The organism is Nocardioides sp. CF8 (genome assembly GCF_000389985.1).
GTDB classification, from domain to species: Bacteria; Actinomycetota; Actinomycetes; order Propionibacteriales; family Nocardioidaceae; genus Nocardioides; species Nocardioides allogilvus.
Genome location: NZ_CM001852.1, coordinates 82234 through 107589, shown reverse-complemented (window position 1 = coordinate 107589; position 25356 = coordinate 82234). Strand labels below are relative to the sequence as shown.

Annotated in this window: 30 protein-coding genes; 14 read left to right on the top strand and 16 right to left on the bottom strand. The window is 71.3% G+C overall.

Annotation, left to right across the window (positions count from 1 at the left end; translation table 11 throughout):
• The first annotated feature begins 34 nt into the window (after window positions 1-34).
• Window positions 35-655: a bacterial proteasome activator family protein gene (locus CF8_RS00530; RefSeq protein ID WP_010831190.1), complete on the top strand. Its 621-nt coding sequence runs from the start codon at window positions 35-37 to the stop codon at window positions 653-655.
• Window positions 656-763: 108 nt separating this feature from the next.
• Here CF8_RS00530 and CF8_RS00525 read toward each other — a convergent pair whose 3' ends face one another.
• The 5 genes from CF8_RS00525 to serS are packed head-to-tail and all read right to left on the bottom strand — an operon-like array spanning window position 764 to window position 4817.
• Window positions 764-1336: a hypothetical protein gene (locus CF8_RS00525; protein ID WP_156887114.1), complete on the bottom strand. Its 573-nt coding sequence runs from the start codon at window positions 1334-1336 to the stop codon at window positions 764-766.
• A 4-nt stretch (window positions 1337-1340) separates the two neighbouring features.
• Window positions 1341-2153 (bottom strand): HAD family hydrolase, encoded by an 813-nt coding sequence (locus tag CF8_RS00520; protein ID WP_010831188.1) that lies wholly within the window; start codon window positions 2151-2153, stop codon window positions 1341-1343.
• Window positions 2150-2647: a GNAT family N-acetyltransferase gene (locus CF8_RS00515; RefSeq protein WP_036489907.1), complete on the bottom strand. Its 498-nt coding sequence runs from the start codon at window positions 2645-2647 to the stop codon at window positions 2150-2152. Before CF8_RS00515 ends, CF8_RS00520 begins: the two co-directional genes overlap by 4 nt.
• Window positions 2644-3501, bottom strand: coding sequence for an HAD family hydrolase (locus CF8_RS00510; RefSeq protein ID WP_010831186.1), 858 nt, complete (start codon window positions 3499-3501; stop codon window positions 2644-2646). The genes CF8_RS00515 and CF8_RS00510 overlap by 4 nt, the downstream gene beginning before the upstream one ends.
• A 41-nt stretch (window positions 3502-3542) precedes the next feature.
• Complete coding sequence (gene serS / locus CF8_RS00505; RefSeq protein WP_010831185.1) at window positions 3543-4817, bottom strand: serine--tRNA ligase; 1275 nt, start codon at window positions 4815-4817, stop codon at window positions 3543-3545.
• A 52-nt stretch (window positions 4818-4869) separates the two neighbouring features.
• Here serS and CF8_RS00500 point away from each other — a divergent pair, with 52 nt between their 5' ends.
• Both CF8_RS00500 and CF8_RS00495 read left to right on the top strand, forming a co-directional pair.
• Entirely contained in the window at window positions 4870-6447 is a 1578-nt protein-coding gene (locus tag CF8_RS00500; RefSeq protein WP_010831184.1) for a diacylglycerol kinase family protein, read from the top strand.
• Between the two features lies 1 nt (window position 6448).
• Complete coding sequence (locus CF8_RS00495; protein WP_036489906.1) at window positions 6449-6916, top strand: nitroreductase family deazaflavin-dependent oxidoreductase; 468 nt, start codon at window positions 6449-6451, stop codon at window positions 6914-6916.
• Window positions 6917-6942: 26 nt separating this feature from the next.
• On the opposite strand, the gene CF8_RS00490 is transcribed toward CF8_RS00495, so the two are convergent.
• Window positions 6943-7341: a DUF4446 family protein gene (locus CF8_RS00490; protein ID WP_010831182.1), complete on the bottom strand. Its 399-nt coding sequence runs from the start codon at window positions 7339-7341 to the stop codon at window positions 6943-6945.
• A gap of 70 nt (window positions 7342-7411) precedes the next feature.
• On the opposite strand from CF8_RS00490, the gene CF8_RS00485 reads away from it, so the two are divergent.
• Window positions 7412-8269: a prephenate dehydratase gene (locus CF8_RS00485; protein WP_010831181.1), complete on the top strand. Its 858-nt coding sequence runs from the start codon at window positions 7412-7414 to the stop codon at window positions 8267-8269.
• Here CF8_RS00485 and CF8_RS00480 read toward each other — a convergent pair.
• Window positions 8266-9057: a VOC family protein gene (locus CF8_RS00480; RefSeq protein ID WP_036489905.1), complete on the bottom strand. Its 792-nt coding sequence runs from the start codon at window positions 9055-9057 to the stop codon at window positions 8266-8268. The two genes, CF8_RS00485 and CF8_RS00480, sit on opposite strands and share 4 nt — an antisense overlap.
• Before the next feature lie 120 nt (window positions 9058-9177).
• Here CF8_RS00480 and larB point away from each other — a divergent pair, with 120 nt between their 5' ends.
• The 8 genes from larB to CF8_RS00435 all read left to right on the top strand — a co-directional run bounded on the left by larB (window position 9178) and on the right by CF8_RS00435 (window position 16864).
• Complete coding sequence (gene larB / locus CF8_RS00475) at window positions 9178-9906, top strand: nickel pincer cofactor biosynthesis protein LarB (RefSeq protein ID WP_010831179.1); 729 nt, start codon at window positions 9178-9180, stop codon at window positions 9904-9906.
• The gene (larC, locus tag CF8_RS00470; protein WP_010831178.1) at window positions 9903-11108 is read left to right on the top strand and encodes a nickel pincer cofactor biosynthesis protein LarC; all 1206 of its coding nucleotides are present in this window, start codon (window positions 9903-9905) and stop codon (window positions 11106-11108) included. The genes larB and larC overlap by 4 nt, the downstream gene beginning before the upstream one ends.
• A 14-nt stretch (window positions 11109-11122) precedes the next feature.
• Entirely contained in the window at window positions 11123-11725 is a 603-nt protein-coding gene (locus CF8_RS00465) for a TMEM165/GDT1 family protein (RefSeq protein ID WP_010831177.1), read from the top strand.
• On the top strand, window positions 11707-12870 hold the full coding sequence (locus CF8_RS20565) for a GNAT family N-acetyltransferase (protein ID WP_010831176.1): 1164 nt from the start codon (window positions 11707-11709) through the stop codon (window positions 12868-12870). Before CF8_RS00465 ends, CF8_RS20565 begins: the two co-directional genes overlap by 19 nt.
• Before the next feature lie 127 nt (window positions 12871-12997).
• Complete coding sequence (locus CF8_RS00450) at window positions 12998-13936, top strand: DUF559 domain-containing protein (RefSeq protein ID WP_010831175.1); 939 nt, start codon at window positions 12998-13000, stop codon at window positions 13934-13936.
• Between the two features lie 126 nt (window positions 13937-14062).
• The gene (locus CF8_RS00445; RefSeq protein WP_010831174.1) at window positions 14063-15289 is read left to right on the top strand and encodes an arginine deiminase; all 1227 of its coding nucleotides are present in this window, start codon (window positions 14063-14065) and stop codon (window positions 15287-15289) included.
• A gap of 76 nt (window positions 15290-15365) precedes the next feature.
• Complete coding sequence (locus tag CF8_RS00440) at window positions 15366-15740, top strand: Crp/Fnr family transcriptional regulator (protein ID WP_010831173.1); 375 nt, start codon at window positions 15366-15368, stop codon at window positions 15738-15740.
• 17 nt (window positions 15741-15757) lie between these two features.
• Window positions 15758-16864, top strand: a complete 1107-nt coding sequence (locus CF8_RS00435) for an adenylate/guanylate cyclase domain-containing protein (RefSeq protein ID WP_010831172.1) — start codon at window positions 15758-15760, stop codon at window positions 16862-16864.
• 33 nt (window positions 16865-16897) lie between these two features.
• On the opposite strand, the gene CF8_RS00430 is transcribed toward CF8_RS00435, so the two are convergent.
• The 7 genes from CF8_RS00430 to CF8_RS00400 all read right to left on the bottom strand — a co-directional run bounded on the left by CF8_RS00430 (window position 16898) and on the right by CF8_RS00400 (window position 22392).
• The gene (locus CF8_RS00430; RefSeq protein WP_010831171.1) at window positions 16898-17443 is read right to left on the bottom strand and encodes a hypothetical protein; all 546 of its coding nucleotides are present in this window, start codon (window positions 17441-17443) and stop codon (window positions 16898-16900) included.
• A gap of 251 nt (window positions 17444-17694) precedes the next feature.
• Entirely contained in the window at window positions 17695-18630 is a 936-nt protein-coding gene (locus tag CF8_RS00425; RefSeq protein WP_010831170.1) for a DUF5926 family protein, read from the bottom strand.
• 10 nt (window positions 18631-18640) lie between these two features.
• Complete coding sequence (locus tag CF8_RS00420; RefSeq protein WP_010831169.1) at window positions 18641-19420, bottom strand: glycerophosphodiester phosphodiesterase; 780 nt, start codon at window positions 19418-19420, stop codon at window positions 18641-18643.
• A 112-nt stretch (window positions 19421-19532) separates the two neighbouring features.
• On the bottom strand, window positions 19533-20120 hold the full coding sequence (locus tag CF8_RS00415; protein WP_010831168.1) for a mycothiol transferase: 588 nt from the start codon (window positions 20118-20120) through the stop codon (window positions 19533-19535).
• Window positions 20121-20193: 73 nt separating this feature from the next.
• Window positions 20194-20658, bottom strand: coding sequence for a DUF2087 domain-containing protein (locus CF8_RS00410; protein WP_198016918.1), 465 nt, complete (start codon window positions 20656-20658; stop codon window positions 20194-20196).
• A gap of 194 nt (window positions 20659-20852) precedes the next feature.
• Window positions 20853-22070: an ATP-binding protein gene (locus tag CF8_RS00405; protein ID WP_010831166.1), complete on the bottom strand. Its 1218-nt coding sequence runs from the start codon at window positions 22068-22070 to the stop codon at window positions 20853-20855.
• A gap of 43 nt (window positions 22071-22113) precedes the next feature.
• Window positions 22114-22392 (bottom strand): hypothetical protein, encoded by a 279-nt coding sequence (locus CF8_RS00400; protein ID WP_051204078.1) that lies wholly within the window; start codon window positions 22390-22392, stop codon window positions 22114-22116.
• A 49-nt stretch (window positions 22393-22441) separates the two neighbouring features.
• Between CF8_RS00400 and CF8_RS00395 the strand changes: the two genes are divergently transcribed.
• Entirely contained in the window at window positions 22442-23308 is an 867-nt protein-coding gene (locus CF8_RS00395) for a DNA-formamidopyrimidine glycosylase family protein (RefSeq protein WP_036491769.1), read from the top strand.
• Window position 23309: 1 nt separating this feature from the next.
• On the opposite strand, the gene CF8_RS00390 is transcribed toward CF8_RS00395, so the two are convergent.
• Together CF8_RS00390 and aat are read right to left on the bottom strand one after the other, a co-directional pair.
• A complete protein-coding gene (locus tag CF8_RS00390; RefSeq protein WP_010831164.1) occupies window positions 23310-23759 on the bottom strand; it encodes a hypothetical protein in 450 nt (149 codons plus the stop codon).
• 71 nt (window positions 23760-23830) lie between these two features.
• Entirely contained in the window at window positions 23831-24505 is a 675-nt protein-coding gene (gene aat / locus CF8_RS00385) for a leucyl/phenylalanyl-tRNA--protein transferase (RefSeq protein ID WP_010831163.1), read from the bottom strand.
• Window positions 24506-24565: 60 nt separating this feature from the next.
• On the opposite strand from aat, the gene CF8_RS00380 reads away from it, so the two are divergent.
• Window positions 24566-25246 (top strand): EcsC family protein, encoded by a 681-nt coding sequence (locus CF8_RS00380; RefSeq protein ID WP_010831162.1) that lies wholly within the window; start codon window positions 24566-24568, stop codon window positions 25244-25246.
• Window positions 25247-25356 lie beyond the last annotated feature (110 nt).

Genomic DNA, 25356 nt, shown 5'->3' with positions numbered 1-25356 from the left:
AACCTCCGTGGACAGAACACCTAGGGTGGGGCCCATGACTGAGCAGCAGCAGCCAGGCCAGCCTTCCGGCGAGGAACAGATCGTGGTCGTGGGCCCCGACGGCCAACCTGTCGGAACGATCCCGGCGAGTGCCCTGCCGGCGGGCATCGTCGGTGGCGGCGACGAGGCCGACGGCGACCGCGAGCGCCACGTCACCGAGCTCGTCGAGCAGCCCGCGAAGGTGATGCGGATCGGCTCGATGATCCGCCAGCTACTCGAAGAGGTGAAGGCGGCTCCGCTCGACGAGGCCAGCCGCAACCGGCTCAAGGAGATCCACCAGGCCTCCATCAAGGAGCTCGAGGCCGGGCTCGCGCCCGAGCTGGTCGACGAGCTCGAACGGCTCTCGCTGCCCTTCACCGAGGAGGGCATCCCCTCCGAGGGCGAGCTCCGCATCGCCCAGGCCCAGCTCGTCGGCTGGCTCGAGGGGCTCTTCCACGGCATCCAGACCGCGATCTACGCCCAGCAGATGGCCGCGCGCGGTCAGTTGGAGCAGATGCGCAAGGCGCTGCCCGGCATGACGCCCCAGCAGGGACCGGACGGTCAGCCCCAGGGCATGGGTGCGCAGCCGGGCCAGGAAGCCCCCGAGTCGGGCGGCGCCGGAGGCATGTACCTCTAGCTCAGCGAGTACGCCGCCGCGCCCGCCAGGCACGGAACAGGCCGTAGCCCATGGCGGTCAGGCCGAGGACGCCGAGGATCGCGCGGCCGGCCGAGAACTCGTCGTAGGTCACCGACGCGCCAGTCGTCCCACGACGAGCAGGCCCAGGAACCCGATGAGCACGAGGGCCCCGCCGGGGGCGGCGAGCCTGGAGACCGACGCGGGGGCCGACTCCTCGACCTTCGTCATGGTGGGTGCGGGCGGCTCCGGCGGGAGGATGGCCGTGCCGACCCCGAGGACGCCTTCGACCTCCGCGACCCGGCCGGTGTTGGCCGGCCCCGATCCGCCACAGCTCGAGGCGGCGTACGGCGGGGCATCCCCGGAGACGAGGAAGAGGTAGTCGCTGCCGACCTTGAGCTCACCCAGGCCGCAGGCGGTCGTGGCCTGGTTGGTGAGGATCGCGGTCTCCCGCTCGACGGTGCCCTTGTAGGCGCGGGTGGCGGTGAGGGCGTACTCGAACTTCCGGCCGACCTCCGTCACGCCGTCGACCTGTGCGACGAACACGGCGTCGGCGCGCTTGGTCTGCTGGTCGATGTCGGCGACCTGGCACTTGCACGCGAAGGCGGGGGCGGCGGTCGCGAGGACGAGCCCGGACATCGCCAACATCGCAGCGATCAGCACACGCACCAGCCTTGAGATCATGCGCTCAGCCTAGCGAGAGGTCGAACAGCCCGGTGAGCACCGCGGCCACGCCGTCCTCGTCGTTGGGCGGCGCGACGTGCTCCGCGAGGGCGAGCACGTCGGGGTGGGCGTTGGCCATGGCGTAGGACGTCCCGGCCCACTCCAGGAGCGGCAGGTCGTTGGGCATGTCGCCGAAGGCGACGACCTCGTCGGGCCCGATGCCGAGCTCGGCGGCGAGGGTCGCGAGCGTCGAGGCCTTGGTGACACCCGCGGCGCTGATCTCGACGAGCGCGAAGCTCGAGCTCCAGGTCGTCGTGGCGAGGTGGCCGACGAGCTCCTCGACGCGGCGCCAGAACTCCTCGGGCGCCAGCTCCCGGTGCACGGCCAGGACCTTGACGACGTCGTCGCGGTAGACGTCGACCAGCTCGCCCGTCGGACGCTCGGACTTGTCGTCGGGGTGGTGCGGGAACGTCGGCTCGCTCACCCAGCCCTCGGTGTGCTCGAGCGCGAGCATGGTCCCGGGGATCGCCTCGCGCAGCAGCCCGGCGATCTCCAGCCCGATGTCGCGCGGCACCGGCCAGAAGGTGCGCACCTCGCGCTTGGCCACGTCGTAGACGATGCCGCCGTTGCTGCAGATCGCCAGTCCGTGGCCTCCGACGTCGGCCCACAACGACTCCATCCAACGGATCGGGCGGCCGGTGGTGAAGACGACGGGCACGCCGAGGTCGTCGAGTGCGGTGAGTACGGCGCGGGTCCGCTCGGTCACGGTGCCGTCGGTGTGCAGCAGGGTGCCGTCGAGGTCGGTCGCGACCAGGCGCGGTCGTCCCGGCGAGGTCACGGGACCGCCCGCAGCGGGCGTGCCATGACCAGCTCGCCGTCCTCGTTGGCGCCGCGCAGCTCGGTGAAGCCGCACTTGGCGAGTACCCGGACGCTGGCCGCGTTGGCGGGCTCGACGGAGGCTCGTACCCGTACGCCGGCGGCGTCGGTCAGTACCAGCAGGGCACGCACGGCCTCCGTGGCGACGCCACGACCGCGGGCGTCGGCGACGAGCCCGTAGCCGATCTCCGCCTCGGGGACGTCGTCGGCGGCCGGGGTCGGCGGACCGAAGAAGCCGATCGAGCCGAAGACGAGCCCGTCGAAGGTGCGGGTGACGTGCCGGGGTCCCCAGGGGTTGACCACGCGCACCATCGACGCCGCGTCCCGGTCGTCCTGGCGCGGGTAGTCGGGGTGCCACCGCGGGTCGCGGCCACCGGCCAGCATCAGCGCGGCCTCGTCGGCCGTGAACAGGTCGAGGGTGAGTCGCTCGGTCGCGACGGACGACGGCAGGCTCACCCGGCCCGCCCTCGGGTCGCGGAGGGTCCCTCGGGGAACCACAGGGCGAGCTCCTGCGCGACCCCGTCCTCGTAGACGCTGCCGGTCACGTGGTCGGCGGCCGCGTGGACGTCCTCGATGGCCTGGCCCATCGCGACACCGCGGCCGGCCCAGCGGAGCATCTCGAGGTCGTTGCGCCCGTCGCCGATCGCCAGCACGTCGGCCGCGGCGACCCCCAGCTTGTCGCAGACGATCTGCAGGCCGCTCGCCTTCGACACCCCGACCGGCGACAGGTCGAGCCAGGCGGTCCAGCCGACGACGTAGTCGGTGCCGTGCAGCCCGAGGTTGGCCGCCAGCTCGACGAAGTCCTCGGCGGAGGCCTCGGGGTCGCGGATGATCACGCGGCTGACCGGGCCGGCGACGATGTCGTCGACCTCGGTGATGATCATGTCGCCGGACAGCTCGCCCGGCGGGAAGTGCCGGTTGACGCGGTAGCCGATCCCACGCTCCTCGACGGCGACCAGCGCGTGCGGGTGCTGCTCCAGCACCGCCGCGACGGCGGCGCGGGCGTCGAAGGTCTCCTCGTGCACGACCTCGAGCGGCGGGTAGCGGAAGATCACGGCACCGTTGGAGGCGACCACCCAGATCCGGTCGTCGACAACCTGCGGGAGGTCGAGCAGGTCGGCGATCTTGTCCATGCCGTGCGGCGACCGCCCGCTGGAGAGCACCACGTGCGCGCCGGCGGCGATGGCGCGGTGCACAGCGGCGTACACCGCAGGACGGATGACCTCGTGGGTCTGGCCCGAGCCCTCGACCCACGCCAGCAGCGTGCCGTCGATGTCGAGCGCGACGAGCTCAGGACGCCAGTCACCCATGCCACAGCCCCCTTGGTTTCGACACGCTCGTTCCTCGCTGCTCAACCAGCGGAGCTGACCGGGGTCAGGACCTCGAGGCCCCCGAGATAGGGGCGCAGCGCCTCGGGCACCCGCACCGATCCGTCGGCCTGCTGGTGGGTCTCCAGGATCGCCACGATGGTCCGGGTGATCGCGGTCAGCGTGCCGTTGAGGGTCGCGACCGGGGTGTTGCCGGAGGCTCCGCGCTGGCGGATGTCGAGGCGGCGGCTCTGGAAGTCGGTGCAGTTGGAGGTCGACGTCAGCTCGCGGAACTTGCCCTGCGTCGGGATCCACACCTCGCAGTCGAACTTGCGCTGGGCGCTGAGCCCCAGGTCGCCGGCCGCGACGTCGATGACGCGGTAGGCGAGCTCGAGCTTGTCGAGGAACTCCTTCTCCCAGTCGAGCAGCCGCTGGTGCTCGGCGTAGGACTCCTCCAGCGTCGTGAGGACGAACATCTCGACCTTGTCGAACCAGTGGACCCGGATGATGCCCTTGGTGTCCTTGCCGTGCGACCCGGCCTCCTTGCGGAAGCAGGGGCTGAAGGCGGCGTAGCGCAGGGGAAGCTTCTCGGCGTCGAGGATCTCGTCGGAGTGGTAGGCCGCCATCGGCACCTCGGAGGTGCCGACGAGGTAGAGGTCCTCGCCCTCGATGCGGTAGACGTCGTCGGCCGCCTGGCCGAGGAAGCCGGTGCCCTCCATGGCACGCGGCTTGACCAGCGACGGCGCGATGACCTGGGTGAAGCCGGCGTTGCGCGCCTGGTCCATCGCCATGTTGACCAGCGCCAGCTCGAGCTGCGCGCCGATGCCGGTGAGGAAGTAGAAGCGCGAGCCCGACACCTTGGCGCCACGCTCGAGGTCGATCGCGCCGAGCATCCGGCCGAGCTCGATGTGGTCGCGCGGCTCGAAGTCGAACTCGCGGGGCGTGCCGACATGCTCCAGCACGACGAAGTCGTCCTCGCCACCGGCGGGCGCCTCGTTGGCGGCCGGGTTGGGGATCGACCTGAGCGCCTCGTCCCACTCCGTCTCGGCGGCGGCCTGGGTGGCCTCGAGCTCCTTGACCTCACCGGACAGCGCCTTGGTGCGGGCGAGCAGCTCGGCCTTCTCGTCACCCTGGGCCTGCGCGACCAGCTTGCCGAGCGACTTCTGCTCCGCCCGCTTGGCCTCGTAGGTCGCGATCGCGCTGCGACGGGACTCGTCGGCGGCGAGTGCGCGGTCGACCACGTCGGGAGACAGGCCCCGCTTCACCTGGGCGGCGCGGATGCGGTCAGGGGCTTCTCTGAGCAGGCGAGCGTCAATCACACTGGAAGGCTAGTCGTGCGGGGGTGGGACCCGCACCCGGCATACTGACCCGGTGCTCGACCGACCCCGCTCCGTCGTCCTTGCCTGGGCGGCCGTCCTCGCTGCCCTGTTCTCCGGGCTCGCCTTCGCGGTGACCCAGCTCGACCGCACGCCCCTCGACGGAGTCGACGTCTGGGGCCGCGACGCCGAGGACTGGGCCGACGACCAGCCCGCGCTCCTGCAGGTGCTGCGCGTGATCGAGCACGGCTTCGGCACCATCGCGATGACGGTCATCACCCTCGTGCTGGCGGTCGGGCTGCTGCTGAGCAAGCAGCGCCGGGCCGCGATCTACACCGTGCTGGTGATGATCAGCGTCTCCATTCTCACCACCGGCCTGAAGATCTGGCTCGGTCGCGACCGGCCCGACTGGCAGGACCCGACCCACCTGCTCTCCACCAAGTCGTTCCCCTCGGGCCACTCCTCGTCGATCGCAGCGGTCGCCATGATCCTGGTGGTCCTGGTCGCGATGCTCGTACGGCGCCAGAACTTCCGCCGCATCGCCTACACCGCCATCGCGCTGCTGGTCGTGGCGGTCAGCCTCGACCGGATCCTGCTCGGGCGCCACTACCCGACCGACACGCTCGGCGGCACCCTCATCGGCGCCGCGGTCGCGATCGCCTGGCTGGCGCTCTACAGCCCGCTGCCGCGCTCGCACGCCGAGAAGAGCGAGCCGCTGCCGGAGGTCTACTCCTCCGAGCGCCGGCTGGCGGTCGTCCTCAACCCGATCAAGGTGGAGGACGTCGGCCAGTTCCGCTCGATCGTGAACTCGATGGCGGTCGAGTCCGGCTGGTCCGAACCGACCTGGCACTACACGACCATTGAGGACCCCGGCAGCGGGATGGCCGAGAAGGCGTCGGTCGACGGCGCCGACCTCGTGCTCGTGTGTGGCGGCGACGGCACCGTGCGCGAGGTGTGCGCCGAGCTGGCCGGCACCGGCATCCCCGTCGGCATCATCCCCGCGGGCACGGGCAACCTGCTGGCCCGCAACCTCGACATCCCGCTCTACCTCCGCTCCGCGATCGACGTCGCCCTCAACGGCCAGGACCGCGCGATCGACCTCGTCGACGTCAGCGGCGACGGCATCGAGGCCACGCACTTCATGGTGATGGCCGGCATGGGCTTCGACGCCGCGATCATGGACGGCGTCAACGACGACATCAAGAAGAAGATCGGCTGGATCGCCTACGTCATCTCCGGCCTCAAGTCGCTGATGTTCCCCGCCATCAAGGTCGAGATCACCGTCGACGACGGGGAGCCCACGATCCACCGCGCCCGCACCGTCGTCGTCGGCAACGTCGGCTACCTCCAGGCCGGCATGCCGCTGCTGCCCGACGCCTCGATCGACGACGGCCTGCTCGACGTCGTGATCCTGCACCCCAAGCGCTTCTTGTCCTGGATCCCGCTGGCGGTGCGCGTGCTGGCCAAGAGCTCCTCGACCGACGAGCTGATCGACCGGCGCCGCGGCGCGAAGGTGGTCGTCCGAGCCTTCAGCGACGCTCCCCGTCAGCTCGACGGCGACTCGATCGGTCTCGGTCGCGAGCTGAGCATGGAGTGCGTCCACGGGCGCCTCCTCGTCCGCGTGCCCCGCTGACATGCACCCGACTCGCTGGCTGGCCGTGCGCGTGGGCGGGCAACCCTGGTTGCCCCGCTTCGCCCCCGCCATCGTGCGCCTCGACCTGCTGCTGCGCCGGCTCAGCGCCGGGCGCGTGACCCTGCTGGGCTTCGCCGGGCTGCCGGAGCTGTTCCTGACCGTCTCCGGTCGCCGGTCCGGGCTCCCGCGCACGACGCCGCTGCTGTGCGTCCCACGCGGTGGGTCATGGCTGGTCGCTGGCTCCAACTGGGGCGGACCCCGCCCACCACTGTGGGTGGGCAACCTCGTCGCGGCCGGCGTCGCGACCGTCGAGTTCAAGGGCCACGACACCGCGGTCACCGCGCGGCTCCTCGAGGGCACGGAGCGCGCGAGCGCGTGGGCGGAGATGCTGCGCGTCTGGCCGAACTACGCGAAGTACGCCGCCCGGACCGAGCGCGAGATCCCGGTCTTCGAGCTCAACCCGCGCTGAACTGCCTGTGTTCCAGCTCGCCCGTGTCACGGACGCGCGTGCGCGATCGCCTCGTCCTCCTCGGGCGAGAGCTGCTGCTCGCAGGTCCAGCCCGTGATCGACTTGGCATAGGTCCGCGCCTCGCTGCGGCCGTGGATCGAGGTGAGCACGACCCCGTGCCCGGCGTCGTCGAGGAGGGCGACGCTCCAGCTCAGGTGTCCGCCCACGTCACCGAAGGCGTCGTAGCGCACCACCGAGAGGTGGCGCAGCGAGTCGACCGCCTCGGCCTTGAGCGCGGCGACCTCCTGGCGCAGGCCGTGGACGTCCTCGGGGAGCGCGTCGACCGTGGTGGGTCGCTTGGTCGACGCCGTACGGCGCAGTCCGATCACGGCCAGGACGAGGGCCGCCGACGCGGTGATGAGGGCGAGGACAGCAACGATGAGCACGGCGCCGAGCCTAGGTTGACGCCTGAGACGCAGGGGCCGCGACACGGCCGCGCGTGGAAAGATCGCCAGCGTGACCGCTTCCCCGTCCTCGCCGCGCCGCCGCATCGCCTACCAGGGCGAGCCCGGAGCCAACTCCCACCTCGTGTGCCAGCAGCACTACCCGGACTGGGAGTCGGTGGCCTGCGCGTCCTTCGAGGACGCTTTCGCGGCGGTCGAGAGCGGTGACGCCGACCTGGCGATGATCCCGATCGACAACTCGATCGCGGGCCGGGTCGCCGACATCCACCACTTCCTGCCCACCAGCGACCTGCACATCGTGGGCGAGAAGTTCCTGCGCATCCAGTTCGCGCTGATGGTCATCCCCGGCACCGACGTCTCGACGCTGGAGACGGTGCACAGCCACGTGCACGCGCTCGGCCAGTGCCGCGGCGTGATCCGTGAGCTGGGGCTCAAGCCCCTCGTGGCCGGCGACACCGCGGGCGCCGCGCGTGAGATCGCCGAGGCCCAGGACCCGACCCAGGCCGCGATCGCGCCGCCACTGGCCGCCGAGATCTACGGCCTGGAGATCCTGCGCAACGACATCGAGGACGAGGACCACAACACGACGCGCTTCATCGTGCTCTCGCGCGACTTCGAGCAGGCGCCACGCGACGCCGGCCCGGTCGTCACCACGTTCATCTTCAACGTGCGCAACCTCCCGGCCGCGCTCTACAAGGCCCTAGGTGGGTTCGCCACCAACGGGGTGAACATGACCAAGCTCGAGAGCTACATGGTCGACGGCCACTTCACCGCGACGCAGTTCCTCGCCGAGGTCGACGGCCACCCCGACGACCCCGGGGTGAAGAACGCACTGGAGGAGCTGGCGTTCTTCACCACCGAGGTCAAGGTGCTCGGCGTCTATCCCGCGGACGCCTTCCGCGACAGCTAGCCCTGCTGGGGCGCGTTCTGCATCAGGTTGAACGTCGCCCCCTGCGGGTCGCGGAGGTAGCCGAAGCGGCCCTGGCCGGGCACGTCCATGGCCGGCGCGACCACGGAAGCACCGAGCTGCTCGGCCTTGGCCACGGCGGCGTCGACGTCGTCGACGTTGAAGTAGACGTTCCAGTGCGGCTGCATGTCACCGTCGAGCGCCATGGTGCCCGCGACGGTCTTGTCGCCGACGTTGAACGTCGTGTACGGCGGGTTGTCGGGGCCCATGTCGTGCTGCTGGGTCTGCAGCCCGAGCACGTCGGAGTAGAACTGGCCGGTCCCGGCCGGGTCGGCCACGGTCAGCTCGTTCCAGATGTTGGTGCCCGGCTCGTTGGCCCGCACCGAGCCGGCGAAGCCCTTCTCCTGCCAGAGCCCGACGCTCGCGCCGCCCGGGTCCTGGATCCAGGCCATCCGGCCCTGGTCGGGGACGTCCATCGGCTCGACGTGGACCTGGCCGCCCGCCTGGCGGGCCTTCTCCACGGACGCGTCGACGTCGTCGGTGGCGAGGTAGACGCCCCAGCTCGCCGGCTGACCGGGCGCCATGGCCGGGCCGAGGCCGGCGACGCTGTCGCCCTGGACCTTGGCCAGCGAGTAGGTCCCGAGGGACTGCCCCTGGTCGTCGTTCATCGGCTGGTCGTCGTAGTCCCAGCCGAACAGCTGGCTGTAGAACTCCTTCGAGGCCGGCTGGTCTGCGCTGCTGTACTCGATCCAGCTGGGAGTGCCCTGCTGGTAGGACTCGAACGTGGCCATCACTGGCTCCTTCATCGATGTGTGTTGGATTGCTCGACCCGCAACTGCGACTCAACACCCGACCACCGACAGTGACAACCACGCCCGGGTGAACAGACCGCCGGGCGATAGGTTCGGTGGGTGACCGACGACCGAACCGCCGACCTGGGCTTCGCCAGGATCGATCTCGACCGCGCAGCCCGCACCGGCGATCCCGAGGTCGTGTACGGCGCGGGCAAGACCCCCGAGCAGGTCGCCGCGATCCTCTCCACCCTCCACCAGCGCCACCCCGACCGCGCGGTGCTCGCGACGCGGCTCAGCCTCGAGGCGATGGACGCCGCGGCCGGTGTCGGTGCCGAGGTGCACGCTGTGGCTCGTGCAGTCACCCTGGGCCCGTTCCCCACCCCGCGCGGACGCGTGGGCATCCTCTCGGCCGGCACCTCCGATGCCCCGGTCGCCGCCGAGGCAGCCCTGACCGTCGCCGTGCACGGCGCGGAGCCGGTGGAGATCCGCGACGTGGGCGTCGCCGGCCTGCACCGCCTGCTCGCCGTGCGTGACCGGCTCGACGAGGTCGATGTCCTGATCGTGGTTGCCGGGATGGAGGGCGCGCTGCCCTCCGTCGTGGGCGGCCTGGTCGGCACGCCCGTCATCGCGGTGCCGACCAGCGTCGGCTACGGCGCCTCCTTCGGTGGCTTGGCCGCCCTGCTCGGCATGCTCAACTCGTGTGCGCCGGGCGTCACCGTGGTGAACATCGACAACGGCTACGGCGCAGGCGTGGCCGCGGCCCGCATCTGCCGGATCGGCCACCGCTCGGCGGTTGAGGAGGCGCGCCAGCGCCGTCACGAGACCACCGACGGGGCGACGTCATGAGCGTCTGGATCGACGCCTCCGCGGGGGCGAGCGGCGACATGCTGCTGGGCGCGCTGATCGGCGCCGGCGTGCCGCTGGCCGTGCTGGGCGAGAGCATCGACGCCGTGACCCCCGAGCCGGTCACGCTGCGCCCGGAGCCGGTCGACCGCAACGGCTTCGCGGCCACCCGCTGCCACGTCGAGATCGCCGACTCCGAGCACCACCGCAGCTGGCGCGACATCCGCGCGCTGCTCGAGTCGGCCGACCTGGACGCGGACGTCCGCGACCTGGCCGTCCGCACCTTCGAGCGGCTGGCCGTGGCCGAGGCGCGCGTGCACGGCTCGGACCCCCTCGACGTCTCCTTCCACGAGGTCGGTGCGCTCGATGCGATCGCCGACGTGGTGGGCGTGTGCGCCGGCTTCGTGTGGCTGGCGCGGGCGGACGACGACCCCGGCGACCCCGGCGGGCACCGGGTCACCGTCTCCCCCGTCGCGGTCGGTTCCGGCGCGATCGAGGGTGCGCACGGGCGGATGCCGGTGCCGCCGCCCGCGGTCGCCGAGCTGCTGCTCGGCGTCCCCTCCCTGGCCGGTCCCGGCACGGCCGAGTCCTGCACCCCGACCGGGGCCGCCCTGCTCACCACGCTCGCGGACGAGTGGGGACCGCAGCCGGCCATGGCCGTCGACTCGATCGGCATCGGGGCCGGCGGTCGCGACCCCCAGACCCACGCCAACGTGCTGCGCCTCTTCGTCGGCCGCGGCCCGGGCCGCGACGAGCGGCCCCTGCTCATCGAGTCCAACATCGACGACCTCGACCCGCGGGTCTGGCCGTCGGTCATCGCCGCGCTCCTCGAGGCCGGCGCCAGCGATGCCTGGCTGACGCCGATCCTGATGAAGAAGGGACGCCCGGCCCACACCCTCTCGGTGCTGACCAGCAGCGCGGCCGCCGATGCCGTGCGAGCGGCCATCTGGCGCCATACCTCCACGATCGGGGTCCGCGAGATCCCGCTGGCCAAGCACGCGCTCGACCGCGAGATGGTCCAGGTCGACGTCGACGGGCACACCATCGACGTCAAGCTCGCCAGCCACGACGGCGAGGTCGTCAACGCCCAGCCCGAGTGGGACGACGTCGCGCGCGCCGCCCTCGCCCTCGGGCGGCCGGTCAACGACGTGCTGGCGGAGGCGATCGCCGAGACGCGCGCCCTGCTCCGAACCCCTTCCCACTGATCCGAGAGGCACCCGTGCTCGACGTCGTCGTCATCGCGCTCACCTTCGCCGCCATCTTCGTCGTCGAGCTGCCCGACAAGACCTTCATCGCCACCCTCGTCCTGTCGACGAAGTTCCGGCCGCTGTTCGTGTGGATCGGGGTCGGGCTCGCCTTCATGGCGCAGACGGCCATCGCGGTCGCCCTGGGCAAGGCCGCGTCGTTCCTGCCCGACACCGTCGTGCACGTCGCCGCCGCACTGATGTTCCTGGTCGGTGCGATCATCCTGCTCCGCGAGGCCCGGGCCCACGAGGCGTCCGAGGGCGCGGAGGAGGAGGACTTCGCCGCGAAGGCCGGCGAGGCACAGGGCTTCAAGGTGATCCTGACCAGCTTCCTGGTGCTCTTCGCCGCCGAGTGGGGCGACCTGTCGCAGCTGCTCACCCTCTCGCTGGTCGCGAAGTACGACGACCCGCTCAGCGTCTTCCTCGGCGCCTGGGGCGCACTGCTCGCCGTGAGCGGCCTGGCGGTCATCGTCGGACGCGTGCTGCTCGCCCGGATCAGGCTCAGCCTGCTGCACTATCTGGGTGCGGGCGTGTGCCTTCTCATGGCATGTTTGACGGTGTGGGAGATGACGCGCTGACCGCGCTCGAGACCGTCCGCACGCGCTTCCGGGAGGTCAACGGCGAGCACCCGATGACGGCGGCCGACGAGGCCCACGTCCGCGAGCACTTCACTCCCCTCCCACCCGAACAGCTGCCCGACATCGCGGCCGGCCGCCTGCCGCTGCCGAGCTACCTCCTCGCTGACGGCACCCCGATGGTCGCCGACCTCGGCGACGTCATCGGCGCTGCCGGCGGCGTGGAGCACCTGCACGACTGGTTCGTCGAGTTCTGGCCCGACGACCCCACGACTGTCGAGGCCGAGTGGGACACCTTCATGGCCGGTCACCACGTCTGCCTGCGCACGGTCGACCCCGTCTCGATCCGCCAGGTGACGAGGATGGTCGAGCAGGCGCGCGCTGCCGTCGCCGTACTCCGGGACGACCCGCGCGACGAGCTCGCGCAGGGCTCCCTGGGCGAGGCGGTCGACGGCGGTGTCGGAGTGACCGGGCTGGACGGGCTGGTGCTGCCGACGACGGCCTACGACCGGCTGCGGTTCGGCGGCCCCTCGATCCGCGACCTCTGGGTCGACGCAGTGCGCGCGGAGTTCCACCGCCCGCAACCGCCGCAGCTGCCGATCCGGACCGAGCGGCTCACGCTCCGCCGTACCCTCCCCGAGGACGCCGCCGTCCGGGCGAAGGCCTGGGCCGACCCGGGTTTCGTCGAGTACCTGCTGCTGCCCGAGCAGAACCTGGCCGAGGTCACCTTCGACACCTTCCGCCGTTCCGGGCCCGACGCTCCCGACGAACCGCACACCGGGCTCGGGCTGATGATGGTGCACGAGGGGACGCCGATCGGCAACGTCGTGCTGTTCTACGACGGCGCGGACCGGACGTGCCTGGAGATCGGCTGGACGCTCTTCCCCTGGGCGGCGGGCCGGGGGTTCGCCACGGAGGCCGCACGCGTCGCCATGGCGCTGGCCTTCGAGCACTACGGCGTACGCCGCGTGGTGGCCAACCTCGACGCCGCCAACGAGCGCTCCGCGGCGATGTGCGAGCGACTCGGGATGCGCCGCGAGGCACACAAGCTGGCGGACTTCTGGTCGAAGGGGCGGTGGACCGACTCCTACGAGTACGCGATCCTGCGCGAGGAGTGGGAGGCGAAGCGGAGTGACGTACAGGTGTAGGGCTTCTGGCCCCTGACCTCCCTGGAACGGGGCCACAACTCATACACAGGCACACAGGAGTAGAGACGCGGACCGCGCCTGGGGATGGCGGAGCGCACGGTCGCGACCATCCGAGCACGCTCGCCGGATGACCGAGAAGAAGAGGCTGGACAGCAGCCGACCGTTCCGGCGGGCGGACGCCCTCACGGGCGGAATCAGCGCCAAGACGCTGCGTGGCCCGCGGTTCCGCACGATCTTCCGCGGCGTCCAGATCGCTGCCTGCGTCAAGGTCACCCCGAAGGTCCGTGCCGAGGCAGCTCTCCGCCTCTTCGACCCGAGTGCGTTCGCCAGCCACGCCAGCGCCGCACGCCTGCTGGACGTGCCGATCCCGACCCTGCCCGACGAGCACGTCACCGTCTTCCACCAGAGGATGCGCCGCCATCATCGCGGCATCCGCACCCACGTCTTCGACACCATGGACGTCCGCAAGGTCGACGGGGTCCTGCTCAGCGACCACGCGCGGATGTTCGTCGAGCTGGCCGAGCTCATCGGACTCGTCGACCTCGTGGTGGTGGGCGACCACCTCGTGCGCAAGGGCTGGATCACGTGCGTCGACCTCGTCGCCTACTGCGCCACCAGCACCCACCGAGCCGCGCGGGCGGCGCGCAGAGCGGCCGGCTACGTGCGCGCAGACGTCGACTCCCCGATGGAGACGCGGCTGCGCATGCTGCTCGTCCTGGCCGGGCTCCCCGAGCCGGCGATCAACGTGAGGATCAGGGCGGCCGACGGGGAGGTGATGCGCCGCTACGACCTCAGCTTTCCCGAGGCGCGGGTGATCGTGGAGTACGACGGACGCCAGCACATCGAGCGGGTCGAGACGTGGGAGGCCGACCTCGAGCGCCGCGAGGCCATCGACGACGACGGCTGGCGGATCCTGGTGGTGGTCGCGTCCGGGATCTACAAGTCACCGGAGCGGACCCTGCTGCGCGTGTGCCGGTTGCTGCGGGCGCGCGGCCACGACGCAGTGCCGGCACAGCTGGACGACGAGTGGCGAGCGCACTTCCCGGGCCACGCCGGCGCGATCTGAGATCCGACACGCCGCGGCGTACATGTGTAGGGCTCATGGCCCCTGATCGCCTCAGGTGGGGGCCACAACCCCTACAGGCGTACGGCGACGAGGACCGTGCGGGCCGGACGCGGCTAGTCTCGTGGCATGGCTCACACGCACGGCGCCGACAGCGAAGTCGGCACCCTCACCACCGTCATGCTGCACCGCCCGGGCAACGAGCTGAAGCGACTGACGCCCCGCAACAACGACAAGCTGCTCTTCGACGGCATCCCGTGGGTGAGTCGGGCGCAGGAGGAGCACGACGCGTTCGCCGACACCCTGCGCGGGCGTGGGGTCGAGGTCCTCTACCTCACCGAGCTGCTCACCGAGACGCTCGCCAGCGAGGAGGCCCGCGCCGACGCGATCAGCTCGGCGCTGAGCGGGCTGCACCTGGGAGACACGCTGCGCGACTACCTCGCCGTGGCGCTCGCCGACGCGTCTCCCGAGGAGCTCACCGGCCTGCTGACGGCCGGCATCCGCAACGACGAGGTGCGCGGCGGCCACGGGCTGGTGACGAGCCTGCTGAGCCCCTACGACTTCCTGATCGACCCGCTGCCCAACCTGTTGTTCACCCGCGACTCCAGCGTGTGGGTGCGCGACCGCGTCGCCATCACCAGCCTGGCGATGCCGGCCCGCAAGCGCGAGACGCAGCTGACCGAGCTGATCTACACCGCACACCCGCGCTTCGCCGTACGCACCCAGAAGATCCACGGCTGGCACAACGAGCACGTCGAGGGCGGCGACGTGCTGCTGCTGGCGCCCGGCGTGATCGCGGTCGGTGTCGGCGAGCGCACCACGCCTGCCGGCGTGGAGCGACTGGCGCGGCAGGTGTTCCACGCCGACCTGGCGCACACCGTCCTCGCGGTGCCGATCGCGCAGGAGCGCGCCACGATGCACCTCGACACCGTGTGCACGATGGTCGACGTCGACAAGGTCGTGATGTATCCCAACGTCGCCCACGAGCTGATGGCGCACGCCGTCACCGTGCGCGAGCGCGGCGACGCCGACACCGACCTGGTCCTCGAGGTCGCGCCGGCCGAGCACTTCCTCGTGGCGGCCGCGAAGGCGATGCAGATCGACACCCTCCACCAGATCGACACCGGCCTCGACCCGGTGACCGCGGAGCGCGAGCAGTGGGACGACGGCAACAACACCTTGGCCCTCGCGCCGCGGGTCGCCGTCGCCTACGAGCGCAACGACGAGACCAACGACCGCCTCGAGGAGGCCGGTATCGAGGTCATCCGGATCGCGGGCTCGGAGCTCGGTTCGGGACGTGGCGGCCCGCGCTGCATGTCCTGCCCGGTCGAGCGCCAACCACTCACCGTCGACTGACGCGGTCGACAACCCATATCCTCGGGCCCGGATCCACGTTGGTGAGGACACAGCCCCCTAGCGATAGGCACCAGTCATGACGACTTCCATCTTCGATGCTCTCTCCGCCGCCGAGGCCGAGCGGGTCAGGTCCACCGGCACGCCGGTGACGCTGCCCGCGGGCTGGTCCCCGATCGGCGAGCGCACCCCCGCCGACAAGGCCTACATCCTCACCTCCGGTGAGGTGTCCGTACGCAAGCACGGGACCGAGATCGCCCAGCTCGGCGCGGGCCAGATCATCGGCGAGTCCGCGATCGTCAACCACACGCTGCGCTCGGCGACGATCGTGGCACTGACGCCCATCGAGGCCATCCACTACACCAGCGAGCAGCTCGAGCAGCTGGTGGCCGAGATCCCGGCGTTCGCCGAGGCACTGTCGCGGGCCGCGGCCGAACGCCACGGCGAAGCCTGAGCCGGGCCGGAGCGAGGGTGAGCGACTCCGACTTCGGCGAGATCATCGAGTCGATCGAGGCATTCCTGCTCGGCGGCCCGCCCACACTGACGCGCCTCGAGGTCGCCGAGCAGGCCGGCGTGCCCCTGGAGCTCGCGCAGGAGCTGTGGCGACAGCTCGGCTTCGCCCACGTCACCGACGAGACGGTGGCGTTCACCGAGAGCGACGTCGAGGCGCTGCAGCTCACCATCGACCTGATGCGCATGGGGATCCTCCCGCCGGAGTCGCAGGCGGCGCTGGTGCGCACCTGGGGTCGCAGCTATGCGCGACTGGCGGAGTGGCAGATCTCCCTGCTCGCCGGGATCGCCGTCGACGGCCCCAACCCGGAGGTCCGGCTCGCCGAGCTGGCCGCCGGCGTGCTGCCCCGCGTCGAGGCGTTGCAGTCCTACGTCTGGCGGCGCCACCTCAGCAGCGCCAGCAACCGCCTGCTCACGACCGGGACCCCGAGCAACCCGGAGCGCGAGATGGCGGTCTGCTTCGTCGACATCGTCGGCTACACCACACGCAGCAAGGCACTCGAGGAGGACGCCCTGGTCGAGTGGATCGAGGGCTTCGAGCAGGTCGCCACGGGCACGGTCATCGACCACGGCGGCCGGGTGATCAAGACGATCGGCGACGAGATCCTGTTCACCACCGACGAGCCGGCCGCCGCCGTCGAGATCGCGCTGACCCTCACCGAGCGGGGCATGGACGACGAGGACCCCTTCCCCTCCGTGCGCGCCGGGATCGCCTACGGACTGGTCGTCAGCCGACTCGGCGACGTCTTCGGATCGACGGTGAACATCGCCGCGCGACTGACCTCCGTGGCCAAGCCGGGCACCGTCGTGGTCGACCGCGGCGTCCACGACGAGCTCACGGGCGCCTCGGCCGAGGAGACCGAGACCGAGACCGAGGCCGAGGAGTCCGAGGAACCGACCGAGGACGACGACGCCGCGGACAGCGCCGATGCCGTGGACAGCGCAGACGACTCGGACAGCGAGGACAGCCCGGAGAACGACTACCGCTTCCGGCGGCTGCGCCGGGTGTCGGTCAAGGGCTATGCCCGCCTGGAGGCCTGGCGGCTCCAGCGGCCCAAGGGCGACTGAGCCGACGCCCTCAGGCCTGTCGGGGACCCGGTATCAGGGCAGGCACAGCGGCGGCAGCGGGACGCCCGGAATGGTCGGCAGGCACGTCGGCAACGGCAACGGCAGCGAGGGCGTGGCCGTCGGGGACGTCGTGGTCGGCGAGCTCGTCGGCGATGCGGTGCTGGTGGGCGAGGTCGTCGCGGTCGACGTGGACGTCGGGCTCGGGGTGGCCGTGGTGCTCGGGTTGGCCTTCATGCACTTGTCGTAGGCGGCGCGCGAGATGGTGTACCACTCGACCTGCAGCGCCAGGTCCTTCCTGGCCTTGCGCAGCCTGCGCTTCGCCGCCTTGATCTTGGCCGCGTCGCCGGAGCGCTTGGCCCGCTTCAGGCGCTTCTTGGCCTTGCGGACCTTCAGCCCCGCCTCCTGGGCGGCGTTGGCCGAGTCCGTCAGCTCCTTGGCCTCAGCGGCGCAGGCGCTCGACATCGAGCTGGCCGACGCGGTGGCGCTGCCACTCGAGCCGACGAGCACGGCCATGCCGGCGATCGCGAGGGCGACGGCAATCGCCGTGGCAACCAAGGTCCGAACAGAAGTGATGAACACGAGAGCTCCTTGTCGCCCTGCGTGACCGGCGTCACGCCAGGGGGCTCACACGGTAGACCGCCGGCGGCCGCGCTGTCAGCGCTTCCGGACTGCGGACACCCGGCTCAGCTCGACGGGCGACCAAGCGCCCGGAGCAGGGGGTGTGCAGAAAAGTGAAAGCCCGGCCGATGTTGACGGGGGATACAACAACGGCCGGGCAGGAGAAAACTACCCCTCAGTCACCTCACATACAAGACGTCAGGCGATGAACTTCACCGAATGGTGACCTGGCGGTTGGCCAGGCCCGCGCGGGCGGAGCGTTCGGCGGCGCTCAGGTCGTCGCTCTGGGCCAGCGCGTCGGCGAGGGCGACTGCGAACTTCGCGGCCGGCCCCTCGAGCACCTCGGCCCCCGTGCCGACCGGCAGGTCCCACACCGGGGCGAGCAGACCGTGCGCACGGAACATGCCGACGAAGCGCGAGCCGTCGGCCACCGAGTCCTGCCCGGCGGCGTGCAGGCGCGCCAGCGCGGTGAGGAGCTCGTCCTCCTGGTGGGGCATCACCCAGCGGAGGTGTTCCTTGGTCCCGACGTTGGTCCAGTACGCCGCCTCGACGCTCTCGAGCCTCGTGGTCGGGTTGGCCGATCCGTTGGCCTGCTCGAGCGCGGCGAGCATGGAGTCGTCCTGGTCGGCGATGTCGTCGATCCAGTAGCCGAAGCCGTCGTGGACGGTGATGTCGAGCGAGTCGTTGGTGATGAGGTCCTGCAGGCGCGGGCCCTCGCCGGGCGCCGAGGTGAGGCCGACGATGCCGGACTCCTCGGTCGCGATCGCGGCCTCGAGCACGGCACCGAGATCGCGCGCGGGGTCGCCGTACGCATGCGCGACCTGCAGCCCGAGCCAGATCGCGCCACTGTCGCGGACCATCGCCGGGGCCGCCATCGGCAGCAGCGTGCACAGCCGGACCTCGCGGTCGGTGCTCGGCACCGTGAGCGGGACGGTGGCGGCCGGGACGAGCTCGCGCAGGGCGATCACGTCGCACTCGCCGGGCATCCCCTCGAAGGGGCGGCTGACGAACGCCTGGGCGGCGCCGCCGGCGGCACCGTGGCACGCCTTGTAGCGCTTGCCCGATCCGCAGGGGCAGGGCTGGCGTGGGCCGACCTCTCCCTCGACGGGAGCAGTGTCACGGGCTTTGGTGCGGGACTTCTTGGCCATGGCGCAGACGCTATACGCCCAGCAGCTCGAGCATGTAGGCCGGCTTGTCGCTGATCACCGCGGTCACCCCGAGGTCGAGGCAGATCTGGAGGTCCTCGGCGGTGTTGACCGTCCACACGTGGATCTCGCGGTCGGCCAGCCGCAGGTGCTTGCCCAGGCCGGGGTGGTCGCGCAGCTCACCGATGCCGGGACCCATGATCCAGTCCTTGCCGACCGTGCGCCGCAGCACGGGCCAGTGGTGCGCCTTCTCGATCAGCATCACCTTCGGGATCTGCGGCGCCATCCGCTGGACCCGCTGCAGCGCGGTGAGGCTGAAGCTCATCACGCGCGCCGGCGAGTCCGCGCCGGTCCAGCCGAAGTCGGCCAACAGCTCCACGAGGCGGCGCTCGACGAGGCCGCCGTAGCGCGTCGGGTGCTTGGTCTCGATCGCGAGCTCGACGCGACGTCCGGAGTCGGCGACCGTCTCGAGCAGCTTGCGCAGCGTGAGGACCTTGTGCTCCTCCGGGTCGAGGTCGGGCGCCTCGTCGTCCATCTCCGCCCACGGGTTCTTCCAGGACGCGAAGTCGAGCTCGTCGAGCTCCTCGAGGTTCATCGTGGAGATGACGCCGCGGGTCGTGGCGGTCCGCCGCAGGTTGCGGTCGTGCACGCACACGAGGTGCCCGTCGGCCGTCAGCCGCACGTCGCACTCGAGCGCCTCTGCCCCGACCTCGATCGCGCGCTTGTAGGCACGCAAGGTGTGCTCGGCATTCTCGTGGCTCGCGCCGCGGTGGGCGACGACCTGCGGCCTCATGCCAGCAGCGTATGGCGGTGGGGCACGCGCACGCGTGGACACGCTCAGGCGGGCCGGGCCGACTGTGTGGATCTGGTGCCTGCAGGTGACTCCAGGTCCACACGGTCGCAGGTCAGCCGGCCGCCCGGCGCCAGGGCTGGATGAAGTCGTTGCCGGGCAGGTCCTTGACGGCCAGGGTCAGCTCGCCCGCCTTGGCGCCGTCGAGCTGCTCGCGGATCACGTCGGCGTGGCCGGCGTGCCGGGCGAACTCCTCGATCTGGTGCAGGGCCAGCAACCGCTTGGTCACCGCAACGGGCTCCATCCGGCCGAACCACGGCGCGGGCGGCGCCAGCGCCTCCGCTTCCGGGTCCATGGACTCGAGCGCGCTGACGAGGGCGGTCGTCGCGGCGTCGTACTGCTCGAGGACCTGCTCCAGCGTCTCCTCCTCGGTCAGCGCGAAGCTGCCGTAGAACTGGCCGTAGTCGGCCTCGGTCAGCTCCCAGCCGCGATCGCCTCGCTCGCAGGCCTCCCGGCGCTGCCACGACGACCAGGCGACGGTCAGGTGCTTGAGGATGCCGCCGATGCTCAGGTCGCTCCTGGCGGGCGCGAGGCGGGCCTCCTCCTCGGTGAGGCCGTGGGCGGCGTTGCGCACGGCCCCCACCTGCTCGCGCAGGAAGGTGGCGAGGGCGGCGGCTTCGTCGAGACGGGCGGGCTGGATCATGGCTGCTCCTGGAGGTCGTTTTCGCTTGTCCGGTGGAACAACCCTCTCGTCGCATGCGGACCGATCGTGTCCGCTAGTGACCGGCGACGAACCCCGGCAACCAGTGGCCCTCCCACGCCGGGATCTCCTGGACCTCGATGCGGGACCGCTCCGGGGCGGTGGCGACGACGCGGTAGACACCCTCGGCGCGCGACAGGTAGCGGTAGTTCACCAGCTCGCGGCGCAGGTAGGCGAAGTCCTCGTGCACCCCGACGAGCACCTCGTTGACCTCCGGCTCGGCGTAGTCGCGGCCCGGCTCGAAGCGGCTCAGCACCTCGAGCAGCGCGGCGGCACGCGTCTTGCGCTTCGCCGGGATCTGGGCGAGCCGGCCGTCGGTGAACAGGCGCGCGACCAGCCGATCCTGCTCGGCGCGCGCTGCGCCGTACGCCGCATGGTCGCGGGCCTCGACCGCCGCGAGCGCTGCGGTGTAGGTCTCGCCGGTCTCGGCCATCCGCGCGCGGACGACGCCCTTGAAGTCGCTGTTCCTGGTCACTGTCATTCACTCCGACTGCGCGTGCGTCCCCAGTGCGCCGCCGCAGTGCGTGTGAGCGTCGAGTGTCAGTGCGTGCGCCCGAGGATCCGCTCCCCTTCGCCACCTCGCTCGGACTGGGGCCGACGCGTGGGCTGGGCGCTGGACGGCGCCACTGCGTCCCAGCCTCGCACAGCGGCGCGTCCGCGCGCCAACGGTTTGCGTCAGCCGACGTGCTCGCGGAGGTAGCGCCCGAAGTGGGGCACGGTGAAGGCGATCCGGCCGCGCTCGCCGGAGTAGATGAGGCCCTTCTTGAGCAGCGCGTCGCGGGCCGGGGAGAGTGACTGCGGCTTCTTGTCGAGGGCGGCGGCGACGTCGGCGGTGGGCACGCCCTGGGTTTCGACGAGCTCAACCGGCGGGGTGGCCTCGGAGGCGGCCGCGACATCGGCCATCGCGCGGAGGTACTCCCGCTCCCCCGGCGTCGCCCTCTCGTAGCGCGAGCCGAAGAAGCCGACCGCGAGCTCCGACTCCGCCTCGGGGGTCGCGACCAGCACGTCGTCCAGCGTGATCGGCGAGCGCGGGGCGCGGTCCCAGACGGCCTTGCCGTAGGCCTGGATGAAGTAGGGATAGCCACCGGTCGCGGCATACATCGCCGCGAGGGCGTCGGCGGTGAAGGCCGCGTCCTCGTCCTGGGCGGGCGCGGTCAGCGCGAGGTCGGCGGCGTCGCGCGCGAGCCGGTCGATGCGCTGGTAGCGGAAGAGTCGCTCGGAGTAGGACTTCGACGCCGACAGCACGGCCGGCAGGTGTGGAAGTCCGGCGCCGACGACGATCACCGGCAGGCCCGACTGGCTGATCTCGTGGCAGGCCGCGCACAGCGCCGAGACGTCGTCGGGTCCGAGGTCCTGCATCTCGTCGATGAAGATCGCGATGCCCTTGCCGACGTCCGCGGCCAGTCCGCCGACGTCGGTGAACAGCTCGACCAGGTCGATCTCGATGTCGCCGGAGTCGGCGCGCCCGCGCACCACCGCCGCGTCGATGCCCGGGCTCCACTGGTCCTTCAGCTTGGCCCCGGCGCCGGCGTCGCGGTGGGCGAACGCCTTGATCACGCCGAGCACGTGGTCGACGCTGTCGGCGTCGGTGTGGCCGAGCTCGCGCACGGCCTGGTGCAGCGCACTGCTCAGCGGCCGGCGCAGTCCCTGGTCGGGACGCGCCTCGAGCTTGCCGGTCCCCCAGCGTCGCCGTACGGCAGCAGAACGCAGCGCGTTGAGCAGCACCGTCTTGCCGACCCCGCGCAGGCCGGTCAGCACCAGCGAGCGCTCGGGCCTGCCCTTGACCACCCGCTCGAGCACCACGTCGAACGCGGCGAGCTGCTCGTCGCGACCGGCGAGCTCGGGCGGACGCTGGCCGGCACCGGGGGCATACGGGTTCCTGATCGGGTCCACGATGCGACGGTATCGGGGGATCTAGTGAATTCCCTAGATTTGCTCAGCCGGCGTGGTGGATGCCGGCCGCGTGCAGCGGTCGGGTGTCCTCGCGGGAGGCCGCGACGGCGTACGCCGCGTCGAGCCCGCGCCTGAGCAGGTCGATGAGCGCCGGGACCTCCTCGACGGTCAGCCGGAAGGAGCCGCTGCACACGTTGTCGCGCCACAGCGACACGACGACCAGGTCGGCGTCGTGGTGCCACGAGACGCGCAGCGCGCGGTCCTCACCACGGGCGTCGAAGAAGATCGAACCCGTCATCGGCAACGGTCGGGCGAGGGCCATGCTCCATTCTCCCCGGCTCGTCAAGACCCGGACATCTATGCTCGGCAGCATGCCCGAGCTGCCCGAGGTGGAAGCACTGGCCCTCGATCTCAAGGGCCGGCTCCTGGACCGTGCGATCACCCGCATCGACCTGGCGGCCTTCAGTGCGCTGAAGACCTTCGACCCGCCCCTGCACGCCCTGCACGGCACGCTGGTCGAGGACGTCACGAGGCACGGCAAGTTCCTCGACATCACTGCGTCAGGCACCCACCTGATCATGCACCTGGCCCGCGCGGGCTGGGTGCGCTGGCGCGACGAGGTCCCTCCGCTGCCGGCCCGGCCGAACAGCAAGAACCCGCTCGCGGCACGGATCGTGATCGACGACGAGGCGGGGCTCGATGTCACCGAGGCGGGCACCAAGAAGAGCCTCGCCATCTACGTCGTGCGCGTCCCGCAGGACGTCCCCGGCATCGCCCGGCTCGGGCCCGACCCGCTCGACGACGCGTTCACGATCGAGGTGCTCGGCGCGATCCTGCAGTCCGAGGGGCGCAAGCAGATCAAGGGTGTGCTGCGCCACCAGGGCACGATCGCCGGCATCGGCAACGCCTATTCCGACGAGATCCTGCACGCGGCCCGCATGTCGCCGTACAAGCCAGCGAGCAGCATCGAGGACGGCGACCTGGAGACGCTGTTCAACGCCGTCAAGGACACGATCGGCGACGCGGTCGAGCGGTCCCGCGGACTGCACGCGAGCGAGCTCAAGAGCGAGAAGAGGACGAACCTCGCGGTCCACGGCCGCACCGGCCAGACCTGCCCGGTGTGCGGTGACGTGGTCCGCGAGGTGTCCTTCGCCGACTCGAGCCTGCAATATTGCGCAACCTGCCAGACCGGCGGGAAGCCGCTGGCGGACCGCCGGATGAGCAAGCTGCTGAAGTAGGTCAGCTGGAGGGCGTCGGGACCTCGGGGAGGTCCTGGTCCATCATCGAGCCGCAGGTGTCGGTGGAGTACTTCTCGAACGCCTCGGTCGCCTTCTTCTCGCTGTCGGAGAGCGACTCGTCGAGCTTCTCGAGGTCCGCGGCGCTGTCGTCCTCCTTGAGCTCGCCGACCTGCTCGATCATCAGCTCGAAGCCGTCGCGCGCATCGTCGGAGATGTTCTCGGGAGTCCCGACCTCCTCCATGTCCTTGGCCCAGGCCTTGATCAGGGCCAGCGCCTCCTTCTCCGACGGCTGCTCGGACATGTCGATGTCGTCGAACACGCTGGTCAGGCTGTCGCAGAACTCCTTCTCGGATGCGTCCGTCGGCGCACCTCCGCCGCCGCAGCCCACCACGGACGCGCCGACGAGCAGGAGTGATGCCGTGAGCAGTCCGGTCTTCGCAGGCTTCTTCATGGGTTCCCCCTGGTCACGCGGCGCGTCCGTCGCGCCGTCGGTCGGGGTCCACCCTGCCGCATCCGGTCGCGTCAGGCGAAGGCAGCGGGGAGCGGGACCCCCAGCGCGGCGCGCAGGCTCTGGAGGTACGCCGACCGCGGGACCTCCACGACACCGAGCGAGGCAAGGTGGGGCGTCTGCCACTGCACGTCGAGCACCCGCCGGTCAGCGTGCTCGTCGCGCAGCAGGTCAACCAGCCCGACCAGCGCGACCTTCGAGGCGTCGCGCTCGTGGTGGAACATCGACTCCCCCGCGAACAGCCCGCCGATGCTCACGCCGTAGAGACCACCCGCGAGCCGCCCGTCGCGCCACGCCTCGACGGAGTGCACCCAGCCGAGCTCGTGCAGCGCGAGGTAGGCCGCGCGCACGTCGCGGGTGATCCAGCCGTCCGGCCGCTTGCGGTCGCCGCAGGCGTCGATGACCTGCTCGAACGCCGTGTCGACCCGGATCTCGAAGGTGCGCGCCGAGCGTCGCAGTGATCGGGAGACCGCCAGCCCGTCGAGGGGCAGCACGCCGCGCCGTACGGGCGAGAACCAGCCCATCGGCGAGCGCCGCCCACCCGTCGGCATCGGGAAGAGCCCCTGCTCGTAGGCCGCGAGCAGGGACCCGGGCGCGAGGTCGCCGCCGATCGCCACCAGGTCGTCCTCGGGGTCCCAGTCGGCCGGCTCGGGGAAGACCCACGGCGAGGGGTCGGGCAGGACGGGCACGTCAGGACGATATCGGGGCCGGCCGCCTAGTCTTGGCCCCATGAGCGAGCGGAGCGAGCGATGAGCCTGGCCGGCAACGTCAGCAAGCGTCTGGCACCCAGGATCACGCAGGCCGCGCCGGGTCTGACGACGTCCTTCGTGCGGGAGGCCCTCAACCGCGCCATCGAGGGGGTCGGCCCGCTCCCGGGCGCCGCGGCCGCCGCCGACAAGCAGCTCGCCGAGCAGGGCGGCAACGTCGACCGGGCCATCCACGACGTGATCGAGAACCACGTGCGCTACGCCGGCGCACAGGGCTTCCTGACCAACGTCGGCGGCCTCGTGACCGCGGCGGTGACGATCCCCGCCAATGTCACCGGGCTGACGCTCGTGCAGTGCCGGATGATCGCCGGCATCGCCCACCTGCGCGGCCACGACCTGAGCGATCCGCGCGTGCGCAACGCGATCCTCACGACCCTGCTCGGTGAGGAGTCGGTCGCCCAGCTCGTGAAGAAGCGCAAGATCCCCGCGCCGCCCATGGCGCTTGCCACCGCACCAGCCCACGACGCCGGGCTCGACAAGATCATCAGCGCCGAGGTGGGGGCCGACCTCGTGGCCCGCGTCGCCGGCAAGCGGTTCGCGGTCACGCTGGGGCGGCGCGTGCCCGTCGTCGGTGGTCTCGTCGGCATGGGCGCCGACGGCTTTGCGACCTGGAAGATCGGGCGGTACGCCGACCGCGAGATCCTCGCCCGGCCGCGGACGTAATACCGGGTGCTGCGGGGTGGGTGACAGCTCGGGCGCCGACTCGGGGGTAGTTAAGTGAAACTTTGTCGTTCTCGACCGCTGAGAGCACAAGCTCTCACTTAACTACCCCC